Genomic DNA, 19,065 nt, shown 5'->3' on the forward strand with positions numbered 1-19,065 from the left:
ACAGGCCGCCCCACGGCGAAACCCAGCGAAAATCAACCCTTCTGCTGGTCCCACTCCTCCTGAGCGGCATTCAGCTGCTCAGCCAACGTGTCCAGAAATTCCTTCGCACTCATCTTCCCGAGCAGCACCTTCTGGAAGTTCGGCTCATTGTCGGCCTTGGAGATCGTGTTCCAGTCCGGCAGGTAGTACGGCAGCTGCACAATCGTCGTCGACCCGTCCGACAACGCGTCAGCGGCCAGCTTCGTGGGCTCGGCCTTCGAAATCCACGCATCCTTCGCCGCGTCCGTGTTCGACGGCACCTGGCCCGCCGCCTCGTTGAACTTCGAGTTCTCCGCCTTGGACGTGGCGAACTCGATGAACTTCCAGGCGGCGGCCTTGTTCTTGGAGCTCTTGAACAGCCCCATTCCGTCGACCGGGTTGGAGACCTGCACCCGCTTCCCGCCGGGCCCGGTCGGCTGCGGAATACCGCGGAACTTGTCGACCCCGAGCGCCTTCACATGGTCCTGGTACGACCCGAGGTTGTGGTTCAGCATCCCGATCGTGCCGGAGTCCCACTGCGCGACCATCTTGGTGAAGTCGTTGTTGAGGTCGGCCGCGGGGGTGACCTTCTTGTACAGCGCCGCGTACTTCTCCAGCGCCGCCACGTTCTTGGGGTCGTTGACGGTGGTCTTCTCACCGCTGGAGTCCCAGAACGAGGTGATCCCGGACTGCCCGTACATGGCGTCCAGCGCCTGGGCGATGGAACCGGCGCCGCCACGAATCGTGTAGCCGAACTCGTTCTTGCCCTTGTTCGTGAGCTTGTCGGCGGCCGTGAAGAACCGCTCCCACGTCGTCGGCTCCTCAAGCCCCGCCTTCTTGAACAGGTCGGTGCGGTAGTACAGCACACCGTTGTTGGCGGAGGTGGGGATCGAGTACAGCTTGTCGTCGCCACCGCCGGCCGCCTTCAGCGACTCGACCATGTCCTTGTTGAGCTTGCCGTTGAGGGAGGACTTCTCGAGCCGCTCGTCCAGCGGCTCCAGCGCGCCCTGTGCCGCGAACCCGGCGAGCATCGCCGCGCCGACACCGCCGACGTCCGGCAGACCGCCGCCCTGGAGGGCGGTGTCGACCTTGGACTGGTACTCGGTGGAGGCGATCCCGACGTACTCGACCTTGATGTCCGGGTTGGCCTTCTCGAAGTCGGCGATGACCTCCTTCCAGATCTCGGTGCGGACACCGCCGTTGTTGTCCCAGAAGACGATCTTGCCCTTGCCGCTGCCGTCGGCGCCCTTGTCGCCGCCCGTCCCGCTGCCGTCGTCGCCGCAGGCGGTGGCGGTCAGCGCGAGTACGGCCCCCAGGGCGACGGCCGTGGCGGCGCGCCTGCTTCTGCGATTGCTGATCTTCATTGGTCGGCTCTCTTCTTCTGGATCCAGCGGAACTTGAAGGTGTGGGGGTCAGTGGCGGTCGTGGGGTGCCCAGTCGTCCGTGCCCTTGAGGTAGGCGGCCACGGTGTGCGGCCGCGCCTCCTGGTCGCTCAGCTGCGGACGGTCGGCGGTGACCGTCGCACCCGGGCCGTGGTTGCGGTACTCGGCGAACCGCGCGTCCTTCCACGAGAACCCGCTCATGTCGGTCCACGGCGAGGACTTGATCGCGGCCGGCAGCGCGGTGTCCCGGATCAGCACCTGCGCGATCGCGTCGGGCTCGCCGCCCGGGTGCCAGGGCCGGCCCAGGTGGAAGCTCCCGGCGGGGGCGTCGCTGACGATCTCCGACCGGGTGATCAGGAACCCGTACGGGTTGCCCTTCCAGGTCGAAGCGGCCGTGATGTAGCCGTTGTTCGTGTCCGAGCCCCGGCTCAGCGCCCGGATCACCGACCGTTCGATCACGGTCGTGGCCCGGCCGTAGATGAAGTCGACGTCGCCCTCGATGTAGGAGTCGCGGACGTAGACCCGGCTGAGGGTGGTCAGCTTGGGGCTGTCGGTCATCAGCGTGTCCTGGTTGCCCAGGAACGCCGTGTCCTCGAAGACGATCCGGTCGCCGGTCGTCTTCATCGCCAGCGCCTGCTCGCCCTTCAGCTCGTGCGCGGCCTCGTCGAAGTCGTTGCTGAAGGTGAGGTTGCGTGCGGTGACGTCGTTCGCGGCGATCCGGACGGTGGCGCTGCCCGTCGAACCCCCGTACTCGGCGGGCGTGTCGAAGACGATGACGGTGTCGGAGCGGTCCTGTCCAGTCCCCCGCAGCACGAGGTTCGGCTTGCTCGCCGGGATGAACACCTTCTCGCGGTAGGTGCCCGGCGCGACGGCGATCTCGACGGCGGTGTCGTTGCCGTCGGGCACCGCGTCCACCGCCGCCTGCACGGTCGGGTAGTCACCCGGGACGTGCAGGACGACCGGGCCGCCGATCCGCTTCTGCGGTCCGGAGAACCGCTTCACCAGCGCGGGCACGGCGGCGGCCGGGTCGAGCCGGTAGGCGTAGAACGCGCGCGGTTCGAACGCCGTGCCCCACGCGTCGTGCCGGCCCGTGGTGTTGCGCAGGACCGACCCGCGCTGCACCAGCTCGGCGGTGGCGTCGGCCTGGTAGGGGTGCTGGACGCCGTCGTAGTAGCTGTTCTCGATGACCATCTTCGTGCGGCCGCGCGACCAGTTGCCGTACGTCCACACGGGGTCGCCGTCGGACAGCTGCGAGGACAGGTAGTTGTTGTAGAGGTGGGCGTAGGCGCAGTTGTCGGCGGACGGGTTGCGCTGCTTGGTGCCGCGGAACCAGTTGTGGTCGATCGTGATCTGCGTCTTGACGTTCGGGGTCCAGCCGATGCCGAAGGTCTTGTTGTTGTTCGTGAACTGGTTGGAGGAGACGGTGACGTACTCGCTGTCCTTGCGGATGTCGAGCTGGCCGTCGCAGATCCGCGAGAAGCGGATGTGGTCGATCCACACGTGGTGGGCCGTGTCGAGACGGATGCCGTCGTAGTCGGTGTCCTTGCAGTCCCAGTTGCCCTCGATGGCCGTGTCGCGGATCGTGAGGTTCCGGATGATCACGTTGTGCGTGCCGGGGTCGAGGGTGAAGCCGCCGTGCACGATCTCGGCGGTGTCGCTCACGCCGATGATGGTCTTGTCGGAGGCGACGGGTATCTCCGTGCCGAAGGGGTCCATGTCCAGGGAGCCCTTGACGCGGATGACGTACGGTTCCTCGGCCGCCGCGTACTTCGCCAGCGCGGCCTGGTCGGTGACGGTGACGACCTTGCCGCCCGCCCCGCCGGTGGTGCCGCCGGCGAGGGAGGCGAAGCCGTGCGCCCGGTCGGTCCAGCGGTCGGCGGCGGGCCCGGTCTTCCGGGACTGCGGAGCCGCCTGTGCGTCCCCGAGAGTCCCGAGGCTCAGCGCGGCGACGAGGCCGAGCACGGCGGCCACGACCTTGCCGTGCCCCGGTCTCGACAAGCGCTTGCTACGGAGGTGCGTCATTGCGGCTCCCAACAGGCTTACGGTTGAGGTGCTTTACGAGGCGCTGATCCGGAACTGGGTGAAGGTCGCCGCGCCGGCGTGTCCCTGACCGGCGGGCGCGAGGGCGACGAGGCCGAGCAGGGCGCCGACCCAGCGCCACGGGGTGGCGGCGAAGACCGGGCCCGACGGCCGGAAGCCGTCGCCGACGTCGGCCGAGAAGCGGCAGCGGGCGCCCGCGCCGATCTCGATCCGCAGCCGGGCCCGGTCCCCCGGTGCGAGCCGCGGGTGGGCGGCGTCGCGTTCGGCGTCCGCGACCGCCTCGGCGAACCGGTGCACGAGGTGCGCGGTCCCGTCCGCGCCCCGCTGGAGGCCGATCCAGCCGAACGCGTCCCCGAGGACCGCGAGACCGGCCCGGGCCCCGGGCTCGTCGCTGTCGAGCCGCAGCTCCACCTCGACCGTGCAGGGTTTGCCGGGCAGCCGCTGGGTGAGCACGTTCGGCAGCTTGCGCAGATCGTGCGCGTCGGCCGAGCGGACGCAGGTCAGCCGGAGCCCGTCCCCGGAGTGCTGGGTGGCCCAGCCGTCGCCCGGGTTGGCGGTCCACTGCCACTGGCGGCCGTACCGTCCGCCGGGGAAGTCGTCGTCGGTGGCGGGCGCGGCGGGCGGCTGCGGCGGCAGGCCGGGCTTCTCGTGTACGGCGACGGGGGCGCCGTCGTCCCCGAGCACCGGCCAGCCGTCCGGGCCCCAGCGCATCGGCTGCAGGTGCACGACCCGGCCGTAGGGGCCGCGCTGCTGGAAGTGCAGGAACCAGTCCTCACCGGACGGGGTGCGCACCCAGCCGCCCTGGTGGGGGCCGTTGACGTCGGTCTCCTTCTGCTCCAGGACGATCCGCTCCTCGTACGGCCCGAAGAAGCCGCGCGAGCGGAATGCGCCCTGCCAGCCGGTCTCCACGCTCCCGGCGGGGGCGAGGATCCAGAACCAGCCGTCGTGCTTGTAGAGCTTGGGTCCTTCGAGGGTGAACCAGCCGGGTATGCGGTCGGCGTCGACGATCACCTTGCCCTCGTCGAGGAGTTCGGTGCCGTCGGGGCGCATCCGGTGCCCGGTGAGGCGGTTCTTGATGCCGGAGCGGGACTTGGCCCAGGCGTGGACCAGATAGGCCTCGCCGGTCTCCTCGTCCCACAGGGGGCAGGGGTCGATCAGGCCCTTGCCGGCCTTCAGCAGGTGCGGTCGGGTCCAGGGACCCCTGATCGCGGGGGCGTTGATCTGGAAGATGCCCTGGTCGGGGTCGCCCCAGAAGATCCAGAAGCGTTCGTCGTGGTACCGGAGGGACGGGGCCCAGACGCCGCAGTCGTGGCGGGGGGTGGCGAACTCCTCCGCCGGTTCCAGCCGTTCGAGCGCGTGGCCGACCAGGGTCCAGTTCACCAAGTCTCGGGAGTGCAGTAACGGCAGTCCGGGGACGCGGCCGAAGCTGGAGGCGGTGAGGTAGAAGTCGTCGCCGACGCGGATGACGTCCGGGTCGGACCAGTCGGCGTCGAGGACGGGGTTGCGGTAGGTCTCGGTGGTCACGGGCTCACCGCCTTGCGGACGAGGGCCGCGGCGGCGTCCCGGTCGAGGCGGCCGTCGGCGACGACGGTGACCACCCGGCGGACGACGGTCTCGCCGGGCGGGAGGGGCAGCCGCTCGCCGTACGCCAGGGAGGAGCCGACGCCCGGGTATTCCTCGGTGCGTACGAACCACGGGTCGCGGCGGGTCTGTTCGGTGGCGCCGGCGAAGACCAGCGTCCAGGTGCCGCCCCTGAGGGCGAGCCAGTCGGCGGGCCGGCCGTGGACCTGCCCCTCGCCCTCCGCCCCGGCCGAGAAGACCTCCGGTGCGGCGGCCTCCTTGCGGGCCCGCCAGAAGAAACCGCCGTAGGCCGCGCCCGGCCGTCCGTTGGTCGCGGGACTGCCGATCGACAGCGGGTCCTTGGTGACGTTGGTGAGGGAGAAGGTGAGGTCCAGCGCCCAGGCCTGGTCGGTGAGTTCGGTGGCCGCGACCGTGCGGCGCTCGCGCAGCAGCTCACCGCCCGCCGCGACCCAGCGCAGCTCCTCCACGAAGCCGTCCGGGTCGCGCAGCTGGAAGGCGACGTGCCGCTGGGAGCCGTGGTTGTCCAGCTCGGTCGGGCCCTGGTCGCGGACGTAGGTGCGCCCGCCCCAGAAGTTGAACCCCTCGACGTCGGGAACGGCGACACCGACGCCGAGGTGGTGTGCGTGGTCGGCGGGGGTCAGTTCGGTGACCGCCGTGCCGGCCAGGGTGGTGACGGGGTGCAGATACGGGCGCGGGGAGAGCCGCGCCGGCAGCTCGGGCCGGGTGACGTACCGGCCGACCGGGCGCCCGGCGACACGCAGCACCGCCGTGTCGTTGCTGCTGGTCATCTGGTGCTCACCTCTTTCGACAGGTGCTCCGCGGTCAGCGCCCAGGGGGCGCCCAGCTCGGAGTAGAGGGCGAGGGTGTCGGCGGCGGCCGCGACGAGCCCGTCGATGCCGGGCACCACCCGGCGGTTCTCGCCGGGGATCCGGTGCCAGGCGGTGTCCGGCAGCGGAGCCGGGTCGGGAGCGGTGCGGATGGCCTCCACGACCTTCATGAAGGCGCCGGTCTCGTCCGGCGGGACCAGCAGGTCGGCGCCGGTGGTGAGGTGCGCGACGAGGTTCTCCAGCAGGTCGGTGCGGCCGTGCTCGAACTCCTCCGGGCCGTGCCCCGCGCGCTGGAGCAGCACGCGGTCCTGCTTGTACCAGAAGGTGATGCGGCCGGTGCTGCCGTGCACCAGGACGTACGGTTCGTCCGCCCGCTCGGCGCACAGGGTCGCGGCGACGGTGACCGGGTGGCCCTGGAGGGTGCCGATCCGGACACAGGAGGTGTCGTCGGACTCGATGGCGTTGGCGCGCAGCAGCTCGGTCTCGATGCCGGTGACGTCCTCGGCGCGGGTGCTGCCGCCGAGGGCGAGTGCGGTGGCCACGGCGTGGGCGAGCGGGTTGGTCAGCGCCCCGTCGATCACGTCGACGCCGTCCATCCGCCGCTTGCCCGCCCAGGGCGCCCGCCGGAAGTAGTCCTCGTCGCGCACCCAGGCACCGGCCCCGCCGATCCCGGCCAGCCGGCCGATCGCCCCCTCGGCGATCAGCGCGCGGATGGCGGGCAGGGCGTGCGAGCCCAGCGACTGGAAGCCGATCTGGCAGACGACCCCGGCCGCGGCGACCCCGTCGGCCATCCGGCGGAACTCCGCGTACGAGGGGGCGGGCGGCTTCTCCAGCAGGAGGTGCACGCCCCGCTCGGCCGCCGTGAGCGCCAGGTCGGTGTGGGTCGGGATCGGTGTGCAGATCACGGCGATCCGGGCACCGGTGGAGTCCAGCAGGGCGCCGAAGGCGGCGGACTGCTCGGGGGTGCCCAGGCCGTCGAGTTCCGCCCCGGTCAGCGGCGTCAGTTCGCAGACGCCGGCCAGCCGGACGAGGCCCTGCTGCTGGAGGCGGCGGATGTTCTCGACGTGCCAGCGGCCGTGGCCCCGGGCGCCGGCGAGGACGACGGGCAGAGGTGTGTTCATGGAGTTGATCATGCGACCGGTCATGGGATCCTCCCCGCACCCGCGCCGCGGGCCACCGCCCGGTCGGCCTCGGCGGCGCTGTCGATCGGCCCGTGCAGGGCGGGCGTCCACCCGACGTCGCCGGTCAGGTCGCGCTCGCTGCCCGAGTTGTAGGCGTTGTAGATCGTGAGCAGGTCGACCGGAAAGCCGTTGAAGAGCGTGCCGCTCTGGTGCAGGGCGCTGCCGTTCCAGCTCTTGACCAGGTCGGCGACCTCGACGTGGCCGGGGGCGTGGAAGGCGTTGTTCTCGGCGTAGATCCTCGACTCGGTGGAGACGCCCAGGGAGTAGCGGTAGTCGTCGTCGGTGATCTCGTAGCGGTTGTTGTAGACGTGCACCTGGCCGAAGCGGACCCGCGGGGCGCGCTGGACGACCGACTCGAACGCGTTGTGGTGGAGGGTGACCCGGAGCTTGCCGCGGTCGCCGGTGGCGGTGTCGCCGTTGCCGATGAGCATCGCCTTGTCGTGGTCGGCGAACCGGCTCCAGGAGACGGTCACCAGGTCGGAGCCGTTCGTGATGTCCAGCAGTCCGTCGTGGCGCAGGTAGTTGCGGGCGAAGTACACGGGCTCCTTGGCGTCCGGGTGGCCCTTGTCGCTCAACGTCACGTGGTCGACCCACACATGGGTGGCGCCGGCCAGCCAGATGCCGTCGTACGCCGTCTTCCAGTCGCCGAGGCCACCGGTGTTGGGCTGCCAGACGGGGAAGCAGTCGTAGGCGTCGCGGATGTCGAGATTGCGGATGATCACGTTGTCCGCGTTCCGCACCTGGAGGCTCGCGCCCTTCAGGACGGCCGAGTCGCCGAGCCCGACGATGGTGGTGTGGGAGCCGACGGGCAGCACGACCCGCTCGGCCTGCCGGGCGGCGGAGGCCTGGCGGGCCTCCTCCTGCGGGCCGCTGGGCTTGGCGGCGCCCCAGGTGCGGGGGTCGTAGGCGGCGAGGTACTTCTTCAGGCCGTAGCCGCCGGTGGCGTAGTCGGAGCAGTCGAGCCGGTCGCCGTCGTCGTCGGTGTTGGCGTCGATGGTCCCGGCGATCCTGATGATCTTCGGGGTGTCGCTGCCGCCGTCGAGGGCGCGGACCAGTTGGGCCCGGTCGGTGACGGTGAAGACGTGGGCGTCGTCGGCCGCGGCCCCTCCGGTGGTGCCCGCCCCCTCGGAGGCCCAGCCGTCGTTCGCGGGCAGGGTGTCGCGGCCGATGTCCCGTGCCTCGGCGTGCGCGGGGACGCAGAGCACGCCCACCAGCCCTGCCGCGACGGCGAGTTGGCGCAGTCTCATCCCTTCACCGCCCCCGCGCTGAACCCGGTGATCAGCCACTTCTGGATGAAGGCGAACACGATCACGACCGGCACGGCCGCGATGATGCCGCCCGCGGCGAGGGCGCCCAGGTCGACGCTGTCCGCGCTCATCAGGGTGTTCAGGCCGACCGGGATGGTCTGCTTGTCCTGGTTGTTGAGGAACATCAGGGCGAACAGGAAGTGGTTCCAGGAGTGCACGAAGGCGAAGGAGCCGACGGCGATCAGACCCGGCCGCAGCAGCGGCAGCACCACGATCCGGAAGGCCGTCATGCGGTTGCAGCCGTCCACCCAGGCCGCCTCCTCCAGGGAGTACGGCACGTTCTTGATGAAGTTGCTGATCAGGATCATCGACAGCGGCAGCTGGAAGACCGTCTCGGCGAGGATGACACTGCCGAGGCTGTTGATCATCTGGAGTTCGGCGAAGATCTCGAACAGCGGGACCAGCAGCAGCGCGCCCGGCACGAACTGGGAGCACAGCAGGCCCAGCATGAACGCCCGCTTGATCTTGAAGTCGAACCGGGCGAGGGCGTAGCCGCCGGCCAGGGCGACGAGGGTCGTCATGACCAGGGTGGCGACGCCGACGAGCACGCTGTTGGCGAAGTAGGTGCCGAAGCTGCGCTCCGTCCAGACCTTCTCGAAGTGGTCGAAGGTCATCGGCCAGGGCACGAGCGAGGTCGAGCCGGACGGGCGCAGGGCGAACAGCAGGATCCAGTAGAAGGGGATGAGGGTGAAGACCAGGTAGATCCCCAGGGGCAGGTAGATCTGCCAGCGGGGCGCCTCGTCCCAGGCGCGCTTGCCCTTGGCGGGACGCGGCGGTTCGGGGGCCAGGGGCGCCGGGGCGGGCGCCGCCTTGGTGGCTTCCTTGACGCTCACTTGCTCTCGCCTCCGAACTTGCTCAGCCGCAGATAGACCATCGAGCAGAAGAGCAGGATCACGAACGCGACCGTGGTCAGGGCGGACGCGTAGCCGAAGTTGTGGGCGTCGACCGAGGTGTTGGCGATGTAGAGCGGGAGGGTCGTGGTCTCCCCCGCCGGGCCGCCGCCGGTCAGCGTGTAGAGCAGGTCGACGTTGTTGAACTCCCAGACGGCCCGCAGCAGCGTGGACAGGATGATGGCGTCCTTCAGGTGGGGCAGCGTGATGTGCCAGAACTGCTTGAGGCGGCTGGCCCCGTCGACCTCGGCGGCCTCGTAGAGGTCCTTCGAGACGGACTGCAGGTCGGCGAGGATGAGGATCGCGAAGAACGGCACCCCTCGCCACAGGTCGGCCACGATCGCCGCCGGGAAGACGGTGGAGGTGTCCGACAGCCAGCTGGTCCCGTAGGAGCCGATGCCGATGTCCGCGAGGTAACGGGTGATGCCCGTCTGGGAGTTGTAGAGCAGCACCCAGATCGCGGAGGTGAGCACGCCGGAGACGGCCCAGGGGGAGAAGACCATCGCACGTCCCAGGCCCCGGCCCACGAAGGTCTGGTTGACGATGAGGGCCAGCGCGAGACCGAACAGCAGCTGGAGGCCGACCTCGACGAAGACCCACTTGGCGCTGAAGACGAGGGTGTCCCAGAAGACCGGGTCCTCGGTGAAGGCGTGGACGAAGTTGTCGAAGCCCGCGTATCCGTTCCGCCACGGCTTGGTGGGGTTGTAGTTCTGCAGGCTGTAGTAGAAGACGCTGATGACCGGGTAGGCGATGAAGCCCAGCATCAGCAGGGCGGCCGGTGCGATCAGCAGGTACGGGAGCCTGCGCGGGGTGGCGGAGGCACGGCGCCGCCGAGGTGGCGCGGGCGGTTTCGCCACGGCTGCGGCTTGGGCCATGACTGTTCTCCGTTCTCAGTACGTCGTGGTACGTCATGCGTCGGTGCGTGCACGGGAAGCGCTTTCTCCCCGTGCAGGGTCGTGCCGGGTCGTGCTGAGGTACTCGGGTGGTGCTGCGGTATTCGGGTGGTGCGGTGGCTCAGCCCGCGTACGGGTCCTGCACCTTGCCCGTGCGGGCCAGGAACTCGAAGTCGCAGCCGGTGTCGGCCTGCGTGATCTGCTCGTTGTAGAGCGCGCCGTAGCCGCGCTCGTACCGGGCGGGCGGCGGCGTCCAGTCCGCCCGGCGCCGCTCCATTTCCCCGTCGTCGACGTGGAGATGGAGGGTGCGCGCCTCGACGTCGAGGGTGATGGAGTCGCCGGTGCGGACGAGGGCGAGCGGTCCGCCCACGTACGACTCGGGAGCGACGTGCAGCACACAGGCGCCGTAACTCGTGCCGCTCATCCGGGCGTCGGAGATGCGGACCATGTCCCGCACACCCTGCTTGAGCAGGTAGTCGGGCAGGGGCAGCATCCCGTACTCGGGCATGCCCGGGCCGCCCTTGGGGCCGGCGTTGCGCAGCACGAGCACGTGGTCGGGGGTGATGCCGAGCGCCGGGTCGTTGATGGTGCGCTGCATCGTCTTGTAGTCGTCGAAGACGACGGCGGGCCCGGTGTGCTTGAGCAGGTGCTGCTCGGCGGAGATGTGCTTGATGACGGCGCCGTCCGGGCAGAGGTTGCCGCGCAGCACGGCGACCCCGCCCTCCTTCGCGACCGGGTTGTCCCGGGTCCGGATGACGTCGTCGTTGTGGACCTGCGCGCCGGCGAGCTGCTCGCGCAGCGTGTCGTGCGAGACGGTCGGCCGGTCCAGGTGGAGCAGGTCCGTGATCCGGGAGAGGAACCCGGGCAGACCGCCCGCGAAATGGAAGTCCTCCATCAGGTACGTCTGTCCGCCGGGCCGCACGTTGGCCAGCACCGGGACCGTGCGGGCGATGCGGTCGAAGTCGTCGAGGGTGAGCCGGACGCCGGCCCGGCCCGCCATGGCGATCAGGTGGATCACGGCGTTGGTGGAGCCGCCGAGGCCGAGCACGGTCGTCACGGCGTCCTCGAAGGCCTCGGCGGTGAGGATGTCGCTCAGCTTCCGGTCCCGGTGGACCAGGTCGACGATCGTCATGCCCGCCTTGGCGGCCATCCGGTCGTGCCCGGAGTCGACGGCCGGGATGCTGGAGGCGCCCGGGACCGTGACACCGAGGGCCTCGGCGGCGGCGGTCAGGGTGGAGGCCGTGCCCATCGTCATGCAGTGGCCGGGCGAGCGGGCGAGGCCGCTCTCCAGCTCCTGCATCTCGCAGTCGCCGATGACCCCGGCCCGCTTGTCGTCCCAGTACTTCCACATGTCGGTGCCGGATCCGAGCACCTCGTTGCGCCAGTGGCCCGGCAGCATGGGCCCGGCCGGCACGAACACCGCCGGCAGGTCCGCGCTCGCCGCGCCCATGAGCAGGGCGGGCGTGGACTTGTCGCAGCCGCCCATCAGGACGGCCCCGTCGACCGGGTACGACCGCAGCAGCTCCTCGGTCTCCATGGCGAGCATGTTGCGGTAGAGCATGGGGGTCGGCTTCTGGAAGGTCTCGCTCAGAGTCGAGACCGGGAACTCCAGCGGGAAGCCGCCCGCCTGCCAGACACCGCGCTTGACCGCCTGGGCGCGATCCCGCAGGTGCACGTGGCAGGGGTTGATGTCCGACCACGTGTTGAGGATCGCGATGACGGGCTTGCCGAGGTGCTCCTCGGGCAGATAACCGAGCTGGCGGGTGCGGGCACGGTGGCTGAAGGTACGGAGCCCTTCGGTGCCGTACCACTGGTGGCTGCGCAGTTCCTCGGGGCGCTTGCGGTCGGTCATATCGACCACCCGGCGGCGATCGCGGCGACCTCGGCCCGCTCGCTCTCGGGCAGCTGCCTGCTCGGCGGGCGGACCTCGCGGCGGCACAGCCCGAGGGAGGCGAGGGCCTCCTTGACGACGGTGACGTTGTTGGCGGAGCCGCTGTCGGCGCGCAGTTCCTCGAAGCGGCGGATCTGCTCCCAGACCTTCATGGCGGCCGGGTAGTCGCCGGAGCGCAGCGCCTCGATCATGTTCAGGGAGACCGCCGGGGCGACGTTCACCAGCCCGGAGGTGAAGCCGGTGGCGCCCGCGGAGAAGTAGGAGGGGGCGTAGGGCTCGGCGAGCCCGGCGACCCACACGAACCGCTCCAGGCCCGCGTCCCGGGCGAAGGCCGCGAACCTGGCGGCGTCCGGGACGGCGTACTTCACGCCGATGACGTTCGGGCAGGCGTCGGCGAGTTCGGCGAGCCGGGCACCGGTCAACTGCGCGTTACGGATGTACGGGACGACGCCCAGCTCCGGCACGGCCTGAGCGATGGCCCGGTGGTAGTCGACCCAGCCGGCCTGGGAGACGTACGGGTGGACGGGCTGGTGGACCATCACCATCTGGGCGCCGAGCTCCCGGGCGTGCCGGGCGGAGGCGACGGCGGTCGGGACGTCGTGCCCGACACCGACCAGGATGACGGCCCGCTCCCCGGCCTCGTCGACCGTCAACTCCGTGACGAGGCGGCGCTCCTCGGGGGTCAGGGCGTAGAACTCGCCCGTGTTGCCGTTCGGGGTGAGGGTCGTGATGCCGCCGTCGAGCAGACGGCGCAGCAGGGCCCGGTAGGTGTCCTGCTCGACGGAGCCGTCCTCGGCGAACGGCGTCACCGGGATCGCCACCACGTCGGCCAGGGCCGCCCGCTGGGTCTCGAACGCCACGCTGCTCATTCCTGACCTTCCTGTTCCAGTTCCGCCTGGGGGAAAGCGCGCTGCACGAAGGACGCGATGTGGGAGTGCAGGGCGCGCGCCGCGCCGTCGGCGTCGCCGTCGAGGGCGAGCCGGAGGATCTCGCGGTGCTCGCCGGCCTCCCGCTCCCAGGAGGGCGAGGCGGCCCACGCGACGGCGGAGACGAGGGCGGCCTGGTCGCGGACCTCGTCGAGCATCCGGCCGAGCAGCGGGTTGCCGCACGGCAGGTACAGGGCGCGGTGGAACTCCCGGTTGGCCAGGGAGCGTTCGGCGGTGTCGGTGGCGGCGTCGGCCCTGGTCAGCGCAGTGCGGGCGGCCTCCAGGGAGGCCCCGCGGTGCACGGCCCGCTTCAGCGCCTCGGGCTCCAGCAGCAGCCGGACGTCGTAGACCTCGCGCGCCATGTCCGCGTCCACCATGCGCACCGTGACGCCCTTGTACTGGTTCATCACGACCAGCCCGGTCCCGGCGAGGGTCTTGAGCGCCTCGCGCACCGGGGTCTTCGACACCCCGAACTGCGCGGCGAGCTCGGTCTCGACCAGCGCCTGGCCGGGCGTCAGCTGCCCGGTGAGGATGCGGTGTTTGATCCCCTCCAGCACGTACTGCGTGCGGGAGGGGATCGGCGTGGGCACAGAGGTCATGCGCGCCTCTCGGATCTCGCGTCCCCGGGGGGGATCGCGTATCGGATCTCGCGTATCGCGTCTCATATATGACGTACGAAGTACGACGCGATGACGGTAGGAGGGCGCGTTTGTTTCGTCAATGCTTCTGACAAAGAAGATGCGGTGCTGTTCACACGCTCCTGGTGAGGCCAGGGTGCGCGGTGGCGGTCGGTCCGCCGAAGGCGGAGGCGGCTCGTGCGGTCGCCTCCTCGGGGGTGAGCGTGGGCCCGACGTGCGTGACGAGCAACTCCCGCACGCCCGCCCGGCGGGCGGTGGTGCCGGCGTCCTCGGGGGTGAGATGGACCTGTTCGCCTTCGCGATGCTCGTCGATGTCGGCCTCGCAGAGGAACAGGTCGGCTTCTCCGGCGAGTTCGGTCAGGGCCGGGCAGGGGCCGCTGTCGCCAGAGTAGGCGAGAACCCGCCCGCCGGCCTCGGCACGCAGGCCGTACGCCTCGACATCGTGATCGACGGCCCGGGCCCCGAGGACCAGATCACCGTGCTGTGCCCGGTGGCCGTCGTGCAGGGTCCGGAAGTCCAGGATGCCCTTCAGGAAGCCCGCGTCGGGCCGCCCGAAGAACCCGGCGAGACGCTGCGCGCACCCCACCGGGGCGTACACCGGTACGGGTTCGGGCGGGGTGAGCCCGCCGTACGCCAGGCCGTACACCGCGGACAGCAGGTCGGCACAGTGGTCGGCGTGCAGGTGCGAGATCCACACAGCGGTGAGCCGCGCCGGATCGGTGTGCCGCTGCAACTCGGCGAAGGTCCCGGGCCCCGCGTCCACCCACACCTCGGCACCCCCGCCGCGGAGCAGGTAGCCGGAGCAGGGACGGTCGGGCCGCGGGTGCGGGGAGGCCGTCCCGAGGACGGTGAGGGTGAGGGTCATCCGGGGAGCCTATGTGCCGCCTCGCGATACCCGCCGCCTGATGTGCCCGGCATACGGAACGGCGAGCCCCGCAGCCGTGCGACGAAGAACTCGGCGCCCCGGCGTGCCGCAGCCACCCGCGGCACAGGACGCCTCCACGATCCGTCCGCCCAGCCGCACCCCCAGCCGACGGCCACCCACGACCCGCCCCGCAGACACGCCACCAACACCCACCGCCACCCGCGGCACAAGACGCCTCCACGATCCGTCCGCCCAGCCGCACCCCCAGCCGACGGCCACCCACAACCCGCCCCGCAGACACGCCACCAACACCCACCGCCACCCGCGGCACAAGACGCCTCCACGATCCGTCCGCCCAGCCGCACCCCCAGCCGACGGCCACCCACAACCCGCCCCGCAGACACGCCACCAACGCCCTCGGCCGGTCGTTTCCCGTGGCGCGTCCCTCGCCACGGGATACTCCCCGAGCAGCCGAAACCCCCCGGCAGGCCCACAGCCACCTGCCGCCGCCTCGCCGGTGCCCGGCCCTGCGTCCTCAGGACCGTCGCGTCCACCCCGGATCCCGCCCGCTCAGCCCCACCGCCCGGTCCAGCAGGGGCGCGTCCGGCCGGACGGGGACGACGGGGCCGAAGATCTCGCCCCGGCTGGGATCGTCGACCGACGCGGCGAGGAAGTCGTGGCAGACCCGGAGCGCGGCCGGGTCGGGGATGTACGCCTGGCCGGTCGCGCGGGCCAGGTCCCAGCCGTGGATCACCAGCTCGTCGGTGGCGACGAGCCCCGCGATCTCGCCGGGCAGGTCCACGCCGCCGGCCCGGGTCATGCCGGTCCACGCGGCCGGGTCGCGCCAGGCCTCGGCCAGTTCGGCGAGGACCTTGGGCAGCTCCTCGCGCCAGCCGGGCCCGAGGTCCGGGAGGGCGGAGTCCGGGCTGGTGTCGGTCGTGACGCCCAGGTCCTTGCGGCCGGCGTCGCGGAAGGCGACGGTCAGCCCGACCAGGTGGCCCAGCAGGTTGCGCACCGCGTACTCCGGGCAGGGCGTCGGGCCCGCCAGTTGCTCGTCGGTGACGCCTTCGGCCAGGCGCGCCAGGACCGTCGTCTGCGGTCCGAGGTCGAGGGTCGAGGTGGTGTCGGTCATCCGCTGTGCCTCCTGGTTTCGTTCCTGGGAGGTAGACCGACGGCGACCGCGGAACTCATCGCCCGGCCGCCCGTTTTCTACGGCACCTTCCCGATCCCTGCTCGCGGGCCTTAGAGCCACGATGACCAGGCATGACGAACAGAACGACCTGGCCCGTGGTGCGTGTCCTGCGCGACCGCGACGCGGGGCTCTGCCTCTCCGGCGTGGTGGTCTCCGGCTTCGGCACCTCGGCGCTGTGGCTGGCGTCCGGCGTGTGGGTCAAGGACCTCACCGGCTCGGACGGCCTGGCCGCGCTGTGCATGCTCGCCATGTGGCTGCCGGCCCTGGCCGGACCGCTGCTGGGCACACTCGCCGACCGGGGCCGCCGCAAACCCCTGCTGATCGGCGTGAACCTGCTCCTGGGAACCCTCCTGCTCGCCCTCCTGAGCGTCGACGCCCCGGGTGATCTGTGGCTGCTGTACGCGGTGCTGTTCGTGTACGGCGCGGCGGGCGTCGTCCACGACGCGGCCGAGTCGGCGCTCGTGGCGGCCGCCGTCGACCCGTCCCTGCTCGGCGACTTCAACGGCCTGCGCATGACGGCCACCGAGGGCATGAAGCTCCTGGCGCCGCTGGCGGGCGCGGGCCTGTACGCGGCGTACGGCGGCGCGAGCGTCGCCCTCCTGGACGCGGCGACGTTCGTCCTGGCCACGGGCCTGTACGCGCTGCTGCGGGTGCGGGAGGAGAAGCCCGCGCCGCCCACGGGCAGCCGCCGGGAGCGGACCGCCGAGGGCGCCCGCCATTTGTGGGCGCACCCCGTACTGCGCACCCTGGTCCTGGCGGGCGGCGCCACCATGCTGTTCGCCGGCCTGAACGGGGCGATGGCCTACGCCGTCGTCGACGACCTGGGGCACTCCCCCGCCTACGCCGGTGTGCTGTACGCCGTGCAGGGCGCCGGGTCGGTCACGGTCGGCCTGCTCTCCGGCACCGCTCTGCGCCGTCTGGGCGAGCGGCGCTTCGCGGCGTACGGCATCGCCCTGCTGGCCGTCGCGGTGGCCCTGCGGGCGGTGCCGTCCGACCCGCTCGCGCTGGTGTGCAGCGCGGCGATCGGGGCGGGACTGCCCGCGGTGCTGATCGCCGCGCTGACGTCCGTGCAGCGCGAGACGCCGGGGCCGCTGCTGGGCCGGGTCACCGCCACCGCCAACACGCTGGTATACACACCGAACGTGGCCGGACTGGCCACCGGGGCCGCCCTCGTCGAGCTGGTGAGCCACCGGCTGGTGCTGGTGACCCTGGGCGTGGCCCTGCTGGTGACGGCGGCCCCGCTGTTTCAGCGCCCGGCGAGAGCGGAGCGGACCGTCTCCAGGTCGTCGTCGGACGCCAACCCGGCGTGATACAGCCGCAGTTCGGTGGCGCCGAGCCGCCGGGCCTCGGCCGCGTCGGCGGCGAGGGTGCCGGGGCTGCCGCCCATGCCGGAGACCACGGTGAAGTTGGCGGCGATGACCGCGCCCGCCTTGTCCTGCCGGGCGAACGGCGTCAGGGTGCCGGTGCCGCCCGCGCAGGGCACGACCACACCGTCCGCGACGGACAGGATGTGGGCCGGGTCGACGCCCGGGTTCGCACCGACGTGGTAGGACACCGGGTCCGCGTGCAGCAGCACCTGGAAGCCGTCGGGCGCGGCCGCCCGGACCGCCGTCACGGCCTCCTCCTGGAGCGTGCGGGCGGTTTCGTCCCGGTACGCGCGCGTGGTGTTCGCCGGCGTCTCACCGAGGAGCTTCTCGATGCCCGCCCAGTCTCCGTCGGAGGGCGTCACCCCCTGCCACACCGGCTCCAGCGCGGTCCGTACGGCGGCGGCCAGCTCGTCGGCGTCCAGGCCGTGCCGGCCGTAGCCCTCCCGGCAGGACGGGCAGAAGCACAGCGCCATCAGGTACTGCCCGGCGTCGCCGAGGCCGACGCCGCCGGTCTTGTCGTGGGCGTGCAGATGCTGGAGGCCGTACCAGCCGAGGGACTCCAGCTCGGTGCCGCGCGCCCCGGGCCGTACGGCCGCCTCCGCCGCCAGGCCGGTCAGGTACGCGCGCGTGGCGGGCTGCGCGATGCACGGCGCCCAGGGGTAGCGGTCGCCGTAGGCGTTGACGACCGAGGTGCCCGGGTGCTCGGCGCCCAGGCGGGAGTTGTGCGCGAGGACGACCCAGGTGTGCACCTCCAGGCCGGCGTCCGTGAGCGCGGCGGCGGCCTCGCCGAAGGCGTCCCCGGGGGCCCAGTCACCGGCCGGGTAGGGGCGCAGCTCCCGCCCGTCCCAGCGGTCGCCCGCCGGGTACAGCACGGCGGCGTGTTCGGCGGTGACGATGCGGTGGCGCGGGTGGCGGGGGGTGAGCGCGCGCGTGGAGTGGTAGGCGGCGGCGAGCGTCACCTGCTCCACGCCGAGCGCCGCGATCCGCGCGGGCGCCTCCGGGTCCCCGTTGACGTCCCAGGGGTAGACGAATGCCGACGCCTTCACTTGGCCTCCTCAAGCAGCGCGTAGCCGCGCTCGATCACTTCGGCGAGCTGCTTGACATGATCCCCGGTCGGCTCGTGCAGCGGGGGCCGCACCTCCCCCACGTCCAGTCCGCGCAGCCGGACGCCGGCCTTGACGAGGGCGACGGCGTAGCCGCGGCCCTGGGCGCGCAGCTCGACGAAGGGGCGGTAGAAGCCGTCCAGCAGCTTCTCCACCACGCTGTCGTCGCCGTTGCGGAGCGCCTGGTGGAAGGCGAGGGCGATCTCGGGCGCGAAGCAGAACACGGCGGACGAGTAGAGCGTGACGCCGAGGGCCCGGTAGGCGAGCTGGGTCTGTTCGGCGGTCGGCAGGCCGTTGAAGTAGAGGAAGTCGCCGGGGACCTCGGAGCGCACGGCGCTGACGACGCGCTGCATGAGGTCGAGGTCGCCGAGCCCGTCCTTGAGGCCGATGATCCCGTCCGTGCGGGCGAGTTCGACGACGGTCTCCGGCGTGAAGACGGCGTTGTCGCGCTGGTAGACGATGACCGGCAGGGCGGTCGCGGCGGCGAGCTCGCGGTAGTGCCGCAGCAGGCCCTCCTGCCCGGCGACGACGAGGTACGGCGGCATGGCGAGCAGTCCGTCCGCCCCGGCCGCCTCGGCGAGCCGGGCATAGCGGATGGCGAGTGCCGTGCCGTACCCGGCGCCCGCGACGACCGGCACGCGCCCCTCGGCCGCCTCGACGGCCACCCGTACGCAGGCCTCGAACTCCTCGGGCGTGAGCGCGTGGAACTCGCCGGTGCCGCAGCAGGCGAACACGGCGGCGGCTCCGGCCTCGACCCCGCGGCGCACGTGCGTGCGGTAGGTGTCGAGGTCCACCGAGCCGTCGGGGCCGTAGGCGGTGACCGGGAAGAACAGCGGTCCGCTGGGGATGTTGAGTCGGGCGGCGAGAGGGGCTGACGTCACGAGCTCTCCCGGTTCCATATTCATGATTGCCGTCTATATTTCTGAACGCCCCCACGCTAAAGCGCCGCCTCGGCGCCGGTCAA

Annotated in this window: 16 protein-coding genes; 1 reads left to right on the forward strand and 15 read right to left on the reverse strand. The window is 71.6% G+C overall.

The window, feature by feature from the left end:
• Positions 1 to 32 precede the first annotated feature (32 nt).
• From QF034_RS09060 to QF034_RS09120, 13 genes are all read right to left on the reverse strand, one after another.
• Positions 33 to 1,382 carry an ABC transporter substrate-binding protein gene (locus QF034_RS09060; RefSeq protein ID WP_307174439.1) on the reverse strand — a complete coding sequence of 450 codons (1,350 nt, stop codon included), beginning with the start codon at positions 1,380 to 1,382 and terminating at the stop codon, positions 33 to 35.
• 48 nt (positions 1,383 to 1,430) lie between these two features.
• Positions 1,431 to 3,422, reverse strand: coding sequence for a pectinesterase family protein (locus QF034_RS09065; RefSeq protein WP_307174440.1), 1,992 nt, complete (start codon positions 3,420 to 3,422; stop codon positions 1,431 to 1,433).
• Between the two features lie 33 nt (positions 3,423 to 3,455).
• Positions 3,456 to 4,964, reverse strand: coding sequence for a glycoside hydrolase family 43 protein (locus QF034_RS09070; RefSeq protein WP_307174441.1), 1,509 nt, complete (start codon positions 4,962 to 4,964; stop codon positions 3,456 to 3,458).
• Positions 4,961 to 5,809, reverse strand: coding sequence for a DUF6807 domain-containing protein (locus tag QF034_RS09075; protein WP_307174442.1), 849 nt, complete (start codon positions 5,807 to 5,809; stop codon positions 4,961 to 4,963). Before QF034_RS09075 ends, QF034_RS09070 begins: the two co-directional genes overlap by 4 nt.
• Positions 5,806 to 6,993 carry a Gfo/Idh/MocA family protein gene (locus QF034_RS09080; RefSeq protein WP_307174443.1) on the reverse strand — a complete coding sequence of 396 codons (1,188 nt, stop codon included), beginning with the start codon at positions 6,991 to 6,993 and terminating at the stop codon, positions 5,806 to 5,808. Before QF034_RS09080 ends, QF034_RS09075 begins: the two co-directional genes overlap by 4 nt.
• Positions 6,990 to 8,276, reverse strand: coding sequence for a pectate lyase family protein (locus QF034_RS09085; protein WP_307174444.1), 1,287 nt, complete (start codon positions 8,274 to 8,276; stop codon positions 6,990 to 6,992). The genes QF034_RS09080 and QF034_RS09085 overlap by 4 nt, the downstream gene beginning before the upstream one ends.
• Positions 8,273 to 9,169, reverse strand: coding sequence for a carbohydrate ABC transporter permease (locus QF034_RS09090; RefSeq protein ID WP_307174445.1), 897 nt, complete (start codon positions 9,167 to 9,169; stop codon positions 8,273 to 8,275). Before QF034_RS09090 ends, QF034_RS09085 begins: the two co-directional genes overlap by 4 nt.
• A complete protein-coding gene (locus QF034_RS09095; RefSeq protein ID WP_307174446.1) occupies positions 9,166 to 10,101 on the reverse strand; it encodes a carbohydrate ABC transporter permease in 936 nt (311 codons plus the stop codon). The genes QF034_RS09090 and QF034_RS09095 overlap by 4 nt, the downstream gene beginning before the upstream one ends.
• 139 nt (positions 10,102 to 10,240) lie before the next feature.
• The gene (araD, locus tag QF034_RS09100; protein WP_307174447.1) at positions 10,241 to 11,971 is read right to left on the reverse strand and encodes an L-arabinonate dehydratase; all 1,731 of its coding nucleotides are present in this window, start codon (positions 11,969 to 11,971) and stop codon (positions 10,241 to 10,243) included.
• Positions 11,968 to 12,879, reverse strand: coding sequence for a dihydrodipicolinate synthase family protein (locus tag QF034_RS09105; protein ID WP_307174448.1), 912 nt, complete (start codon positions 12,877 to 12,879; stop codon positions 11,968 to 11,970). Before QF034_RS09105 ends, araD begins: the two co-directional genes overlap by 4 nt.
• A complete protein-coding gene (locus QF034_RS09110) occupies positions 12,876 to 13,535 on the reverse strand; it encodes a GntR family transcriptional regulator (RefSeq protein ID WP_307174449.1) in 660 nt (219 codons plus the stop codon). The genes QF034_RS09105 and QF034_RS09110 overlap by 4 nt, the downstream gene beginning before the upstream one ends.
• Before the next feature lie 151 nt (positions 13,536 to 13,686).
• On the reverse strand, positions 13,687 to 14,439 hold the full coding sequence (locus QF034_RS09115; RefSeq protein ID WP_307174450.1) for an MBL fold metallo-hydrolase: 753 nt from the start codon (positions 14,437 to 14,439) through the stop codon (positions 13,687 to 13,689).
• A 535-nt stretch (positions 14,440 to 14,974) separates the two neighbouring features.
• The gene (locus QF034_RS09120; protein WP_307174451.1) at positions 14,975 to 15,571 is read right to left on the reverse strand and encodes a TIGR03086 family metal-binding protein; all 597 of its coding nucleotides are present in this window, start codon (positions 15,569 to 15,571) and stop codon (positions 14,975 to 14,977) included.
• Between the two features lie 131 nt (positions 15,572 to 15,702).
• Between QF034_RS09120 and QF034_RS09125 the strand changes: the two genes are divergently transcribed.
• Entirely contained in the window at positions 15,703 to 16,941 is a 1,239-nt protein-coding gene (locus QF034_RS09125; protein WP_307174452.1) for an MFS transporter, read from the forward strand.
• On the opposite strand, the gene QF034_RS09130 is transcribed toward QF034_RS09125, so the two are convergent.
• Together QF034_RS09130 and QF034_RS09135 are read right to left on the reverse strand one after the other, a co-directional pair.
• Entirely contained in the window at positions 16,878 to 18,044 is a 1,167-nt protein-coding gene (locus tag QF034_RS09130; RefSeq protein ID WP_307174453.1) for a hypothetical protein, read from the reverse strand. The two genes, QF034_RS09125 and QF034_RS09130, sit on opposite strands and share 64 nt — an antisense overlap.
• Complete coding sequence (locus QF034_RS09135) at positions 18,041 to 18,982, reverse strand: 5-dehydro-4-deoxyglucarate dehydratase (RefSeq protein WP_307174454.1); 942 nt, start codon at positions 18,980 to 18,982, stop codon at positions 18,041 to 18,043. The genes QF034_RS09130 and QF034_RS09135 overlap by 4 nt, the downstream gene beginning before the upstream one ends.
• Between the last annotated feature and the right edge of the window lie 83 nt (positions 18,983 to 19,065).

The organism is Streptomyces africanus, assembly GCF_030816955.1.
GTDB lineage: Bacteria > Actinomycetota > Actinomycetes > Streptomycetales > Streptomycetaceae > Streptomyces > Streptomyces africanus.

Coding starts and splice junctions, on each gene's coding strand:
- QF034_RS09095 (WP_307174446.1), bottom strand. CDS start 10,101: ATGGCCCAAGCCGCAGCCGTGGCGAAACCGCCCGCGCCACCTCGGCGG.
- QF034_RS09060 (WP_307174439.1), bottom strand. CDS start 1,382: ATGAAGATCAGCAATCGCAGAAGCAGGCGCGCCGCCACGGCCGTCGCC.
- QF034_RS09110 (WP_307174449.1), bottom strand. CDS start 13,535: ATGACCTCTGTGCCCACGCCGATCCCCTCCCGCACGCAGTACGTGCTG.
- araD (WP_307174447.1), bottom strand. CDS start 11,971: ATGACCGACCGCAAGCGCCCCGAGGAACTGCGCAGCCACCAGTGGTAC.
- QF034_RS09120 (WP_307174451.1), bottom strand. CDS start 15,571: ATGACCGACACCACCTCGACCCTCGACCTCGGACCGCAGACGACGGTC.
- QF034_RS09075 (WP_307174442.1), bottom strand. CDS start 5,809: ATGACCAGCAGCAACGACACGGCGGTGCTGCGTGTCGCCGGGCGCCCG.
- QF034_RS09105 (WP_307174448.1), bottom strand. CDS start 12,879: ATGAGCAGCGTGGCGTTCGAGACCCAGCGGGCGGCCCTGGCCGACGTG.
- QF034_RS09115 (WP_307174450.1), bottom strand. CDS start 14,439: ATGACCCTCACCCTCACCGTCCTCGGGACGGCCTCCCCGCACCCGCGG.
- QF034_RS09065 (WP_307174440.1), bottom strand. CDS start 3,422: ATGACGCACCTCCGTAGCAAGCGCTTGTCGAGACCGGGGCACGGCAAG.
- QF034_RS09085 (WP_307174444.1), bottom strand. CDS start 8,276: ATGAGACTGCGCCAACTCGCCGTCGCGGCAGGGCTGGTGGGCGTGCTC.
- QF034_RS09080 (WP_307174443.1), bottom strand. CDS start 6,993: ATGACCGGTCGCATGATCAACTCCATGAACACACCTCTGCCCGTCGTC.
- QF034_RS09125 (WP_307174452.1), top strand. CDS start 15,703: ATGACGAACAGAACGACCTGGCCCGTGGTGCGTGTCCTGCGCGACCGC.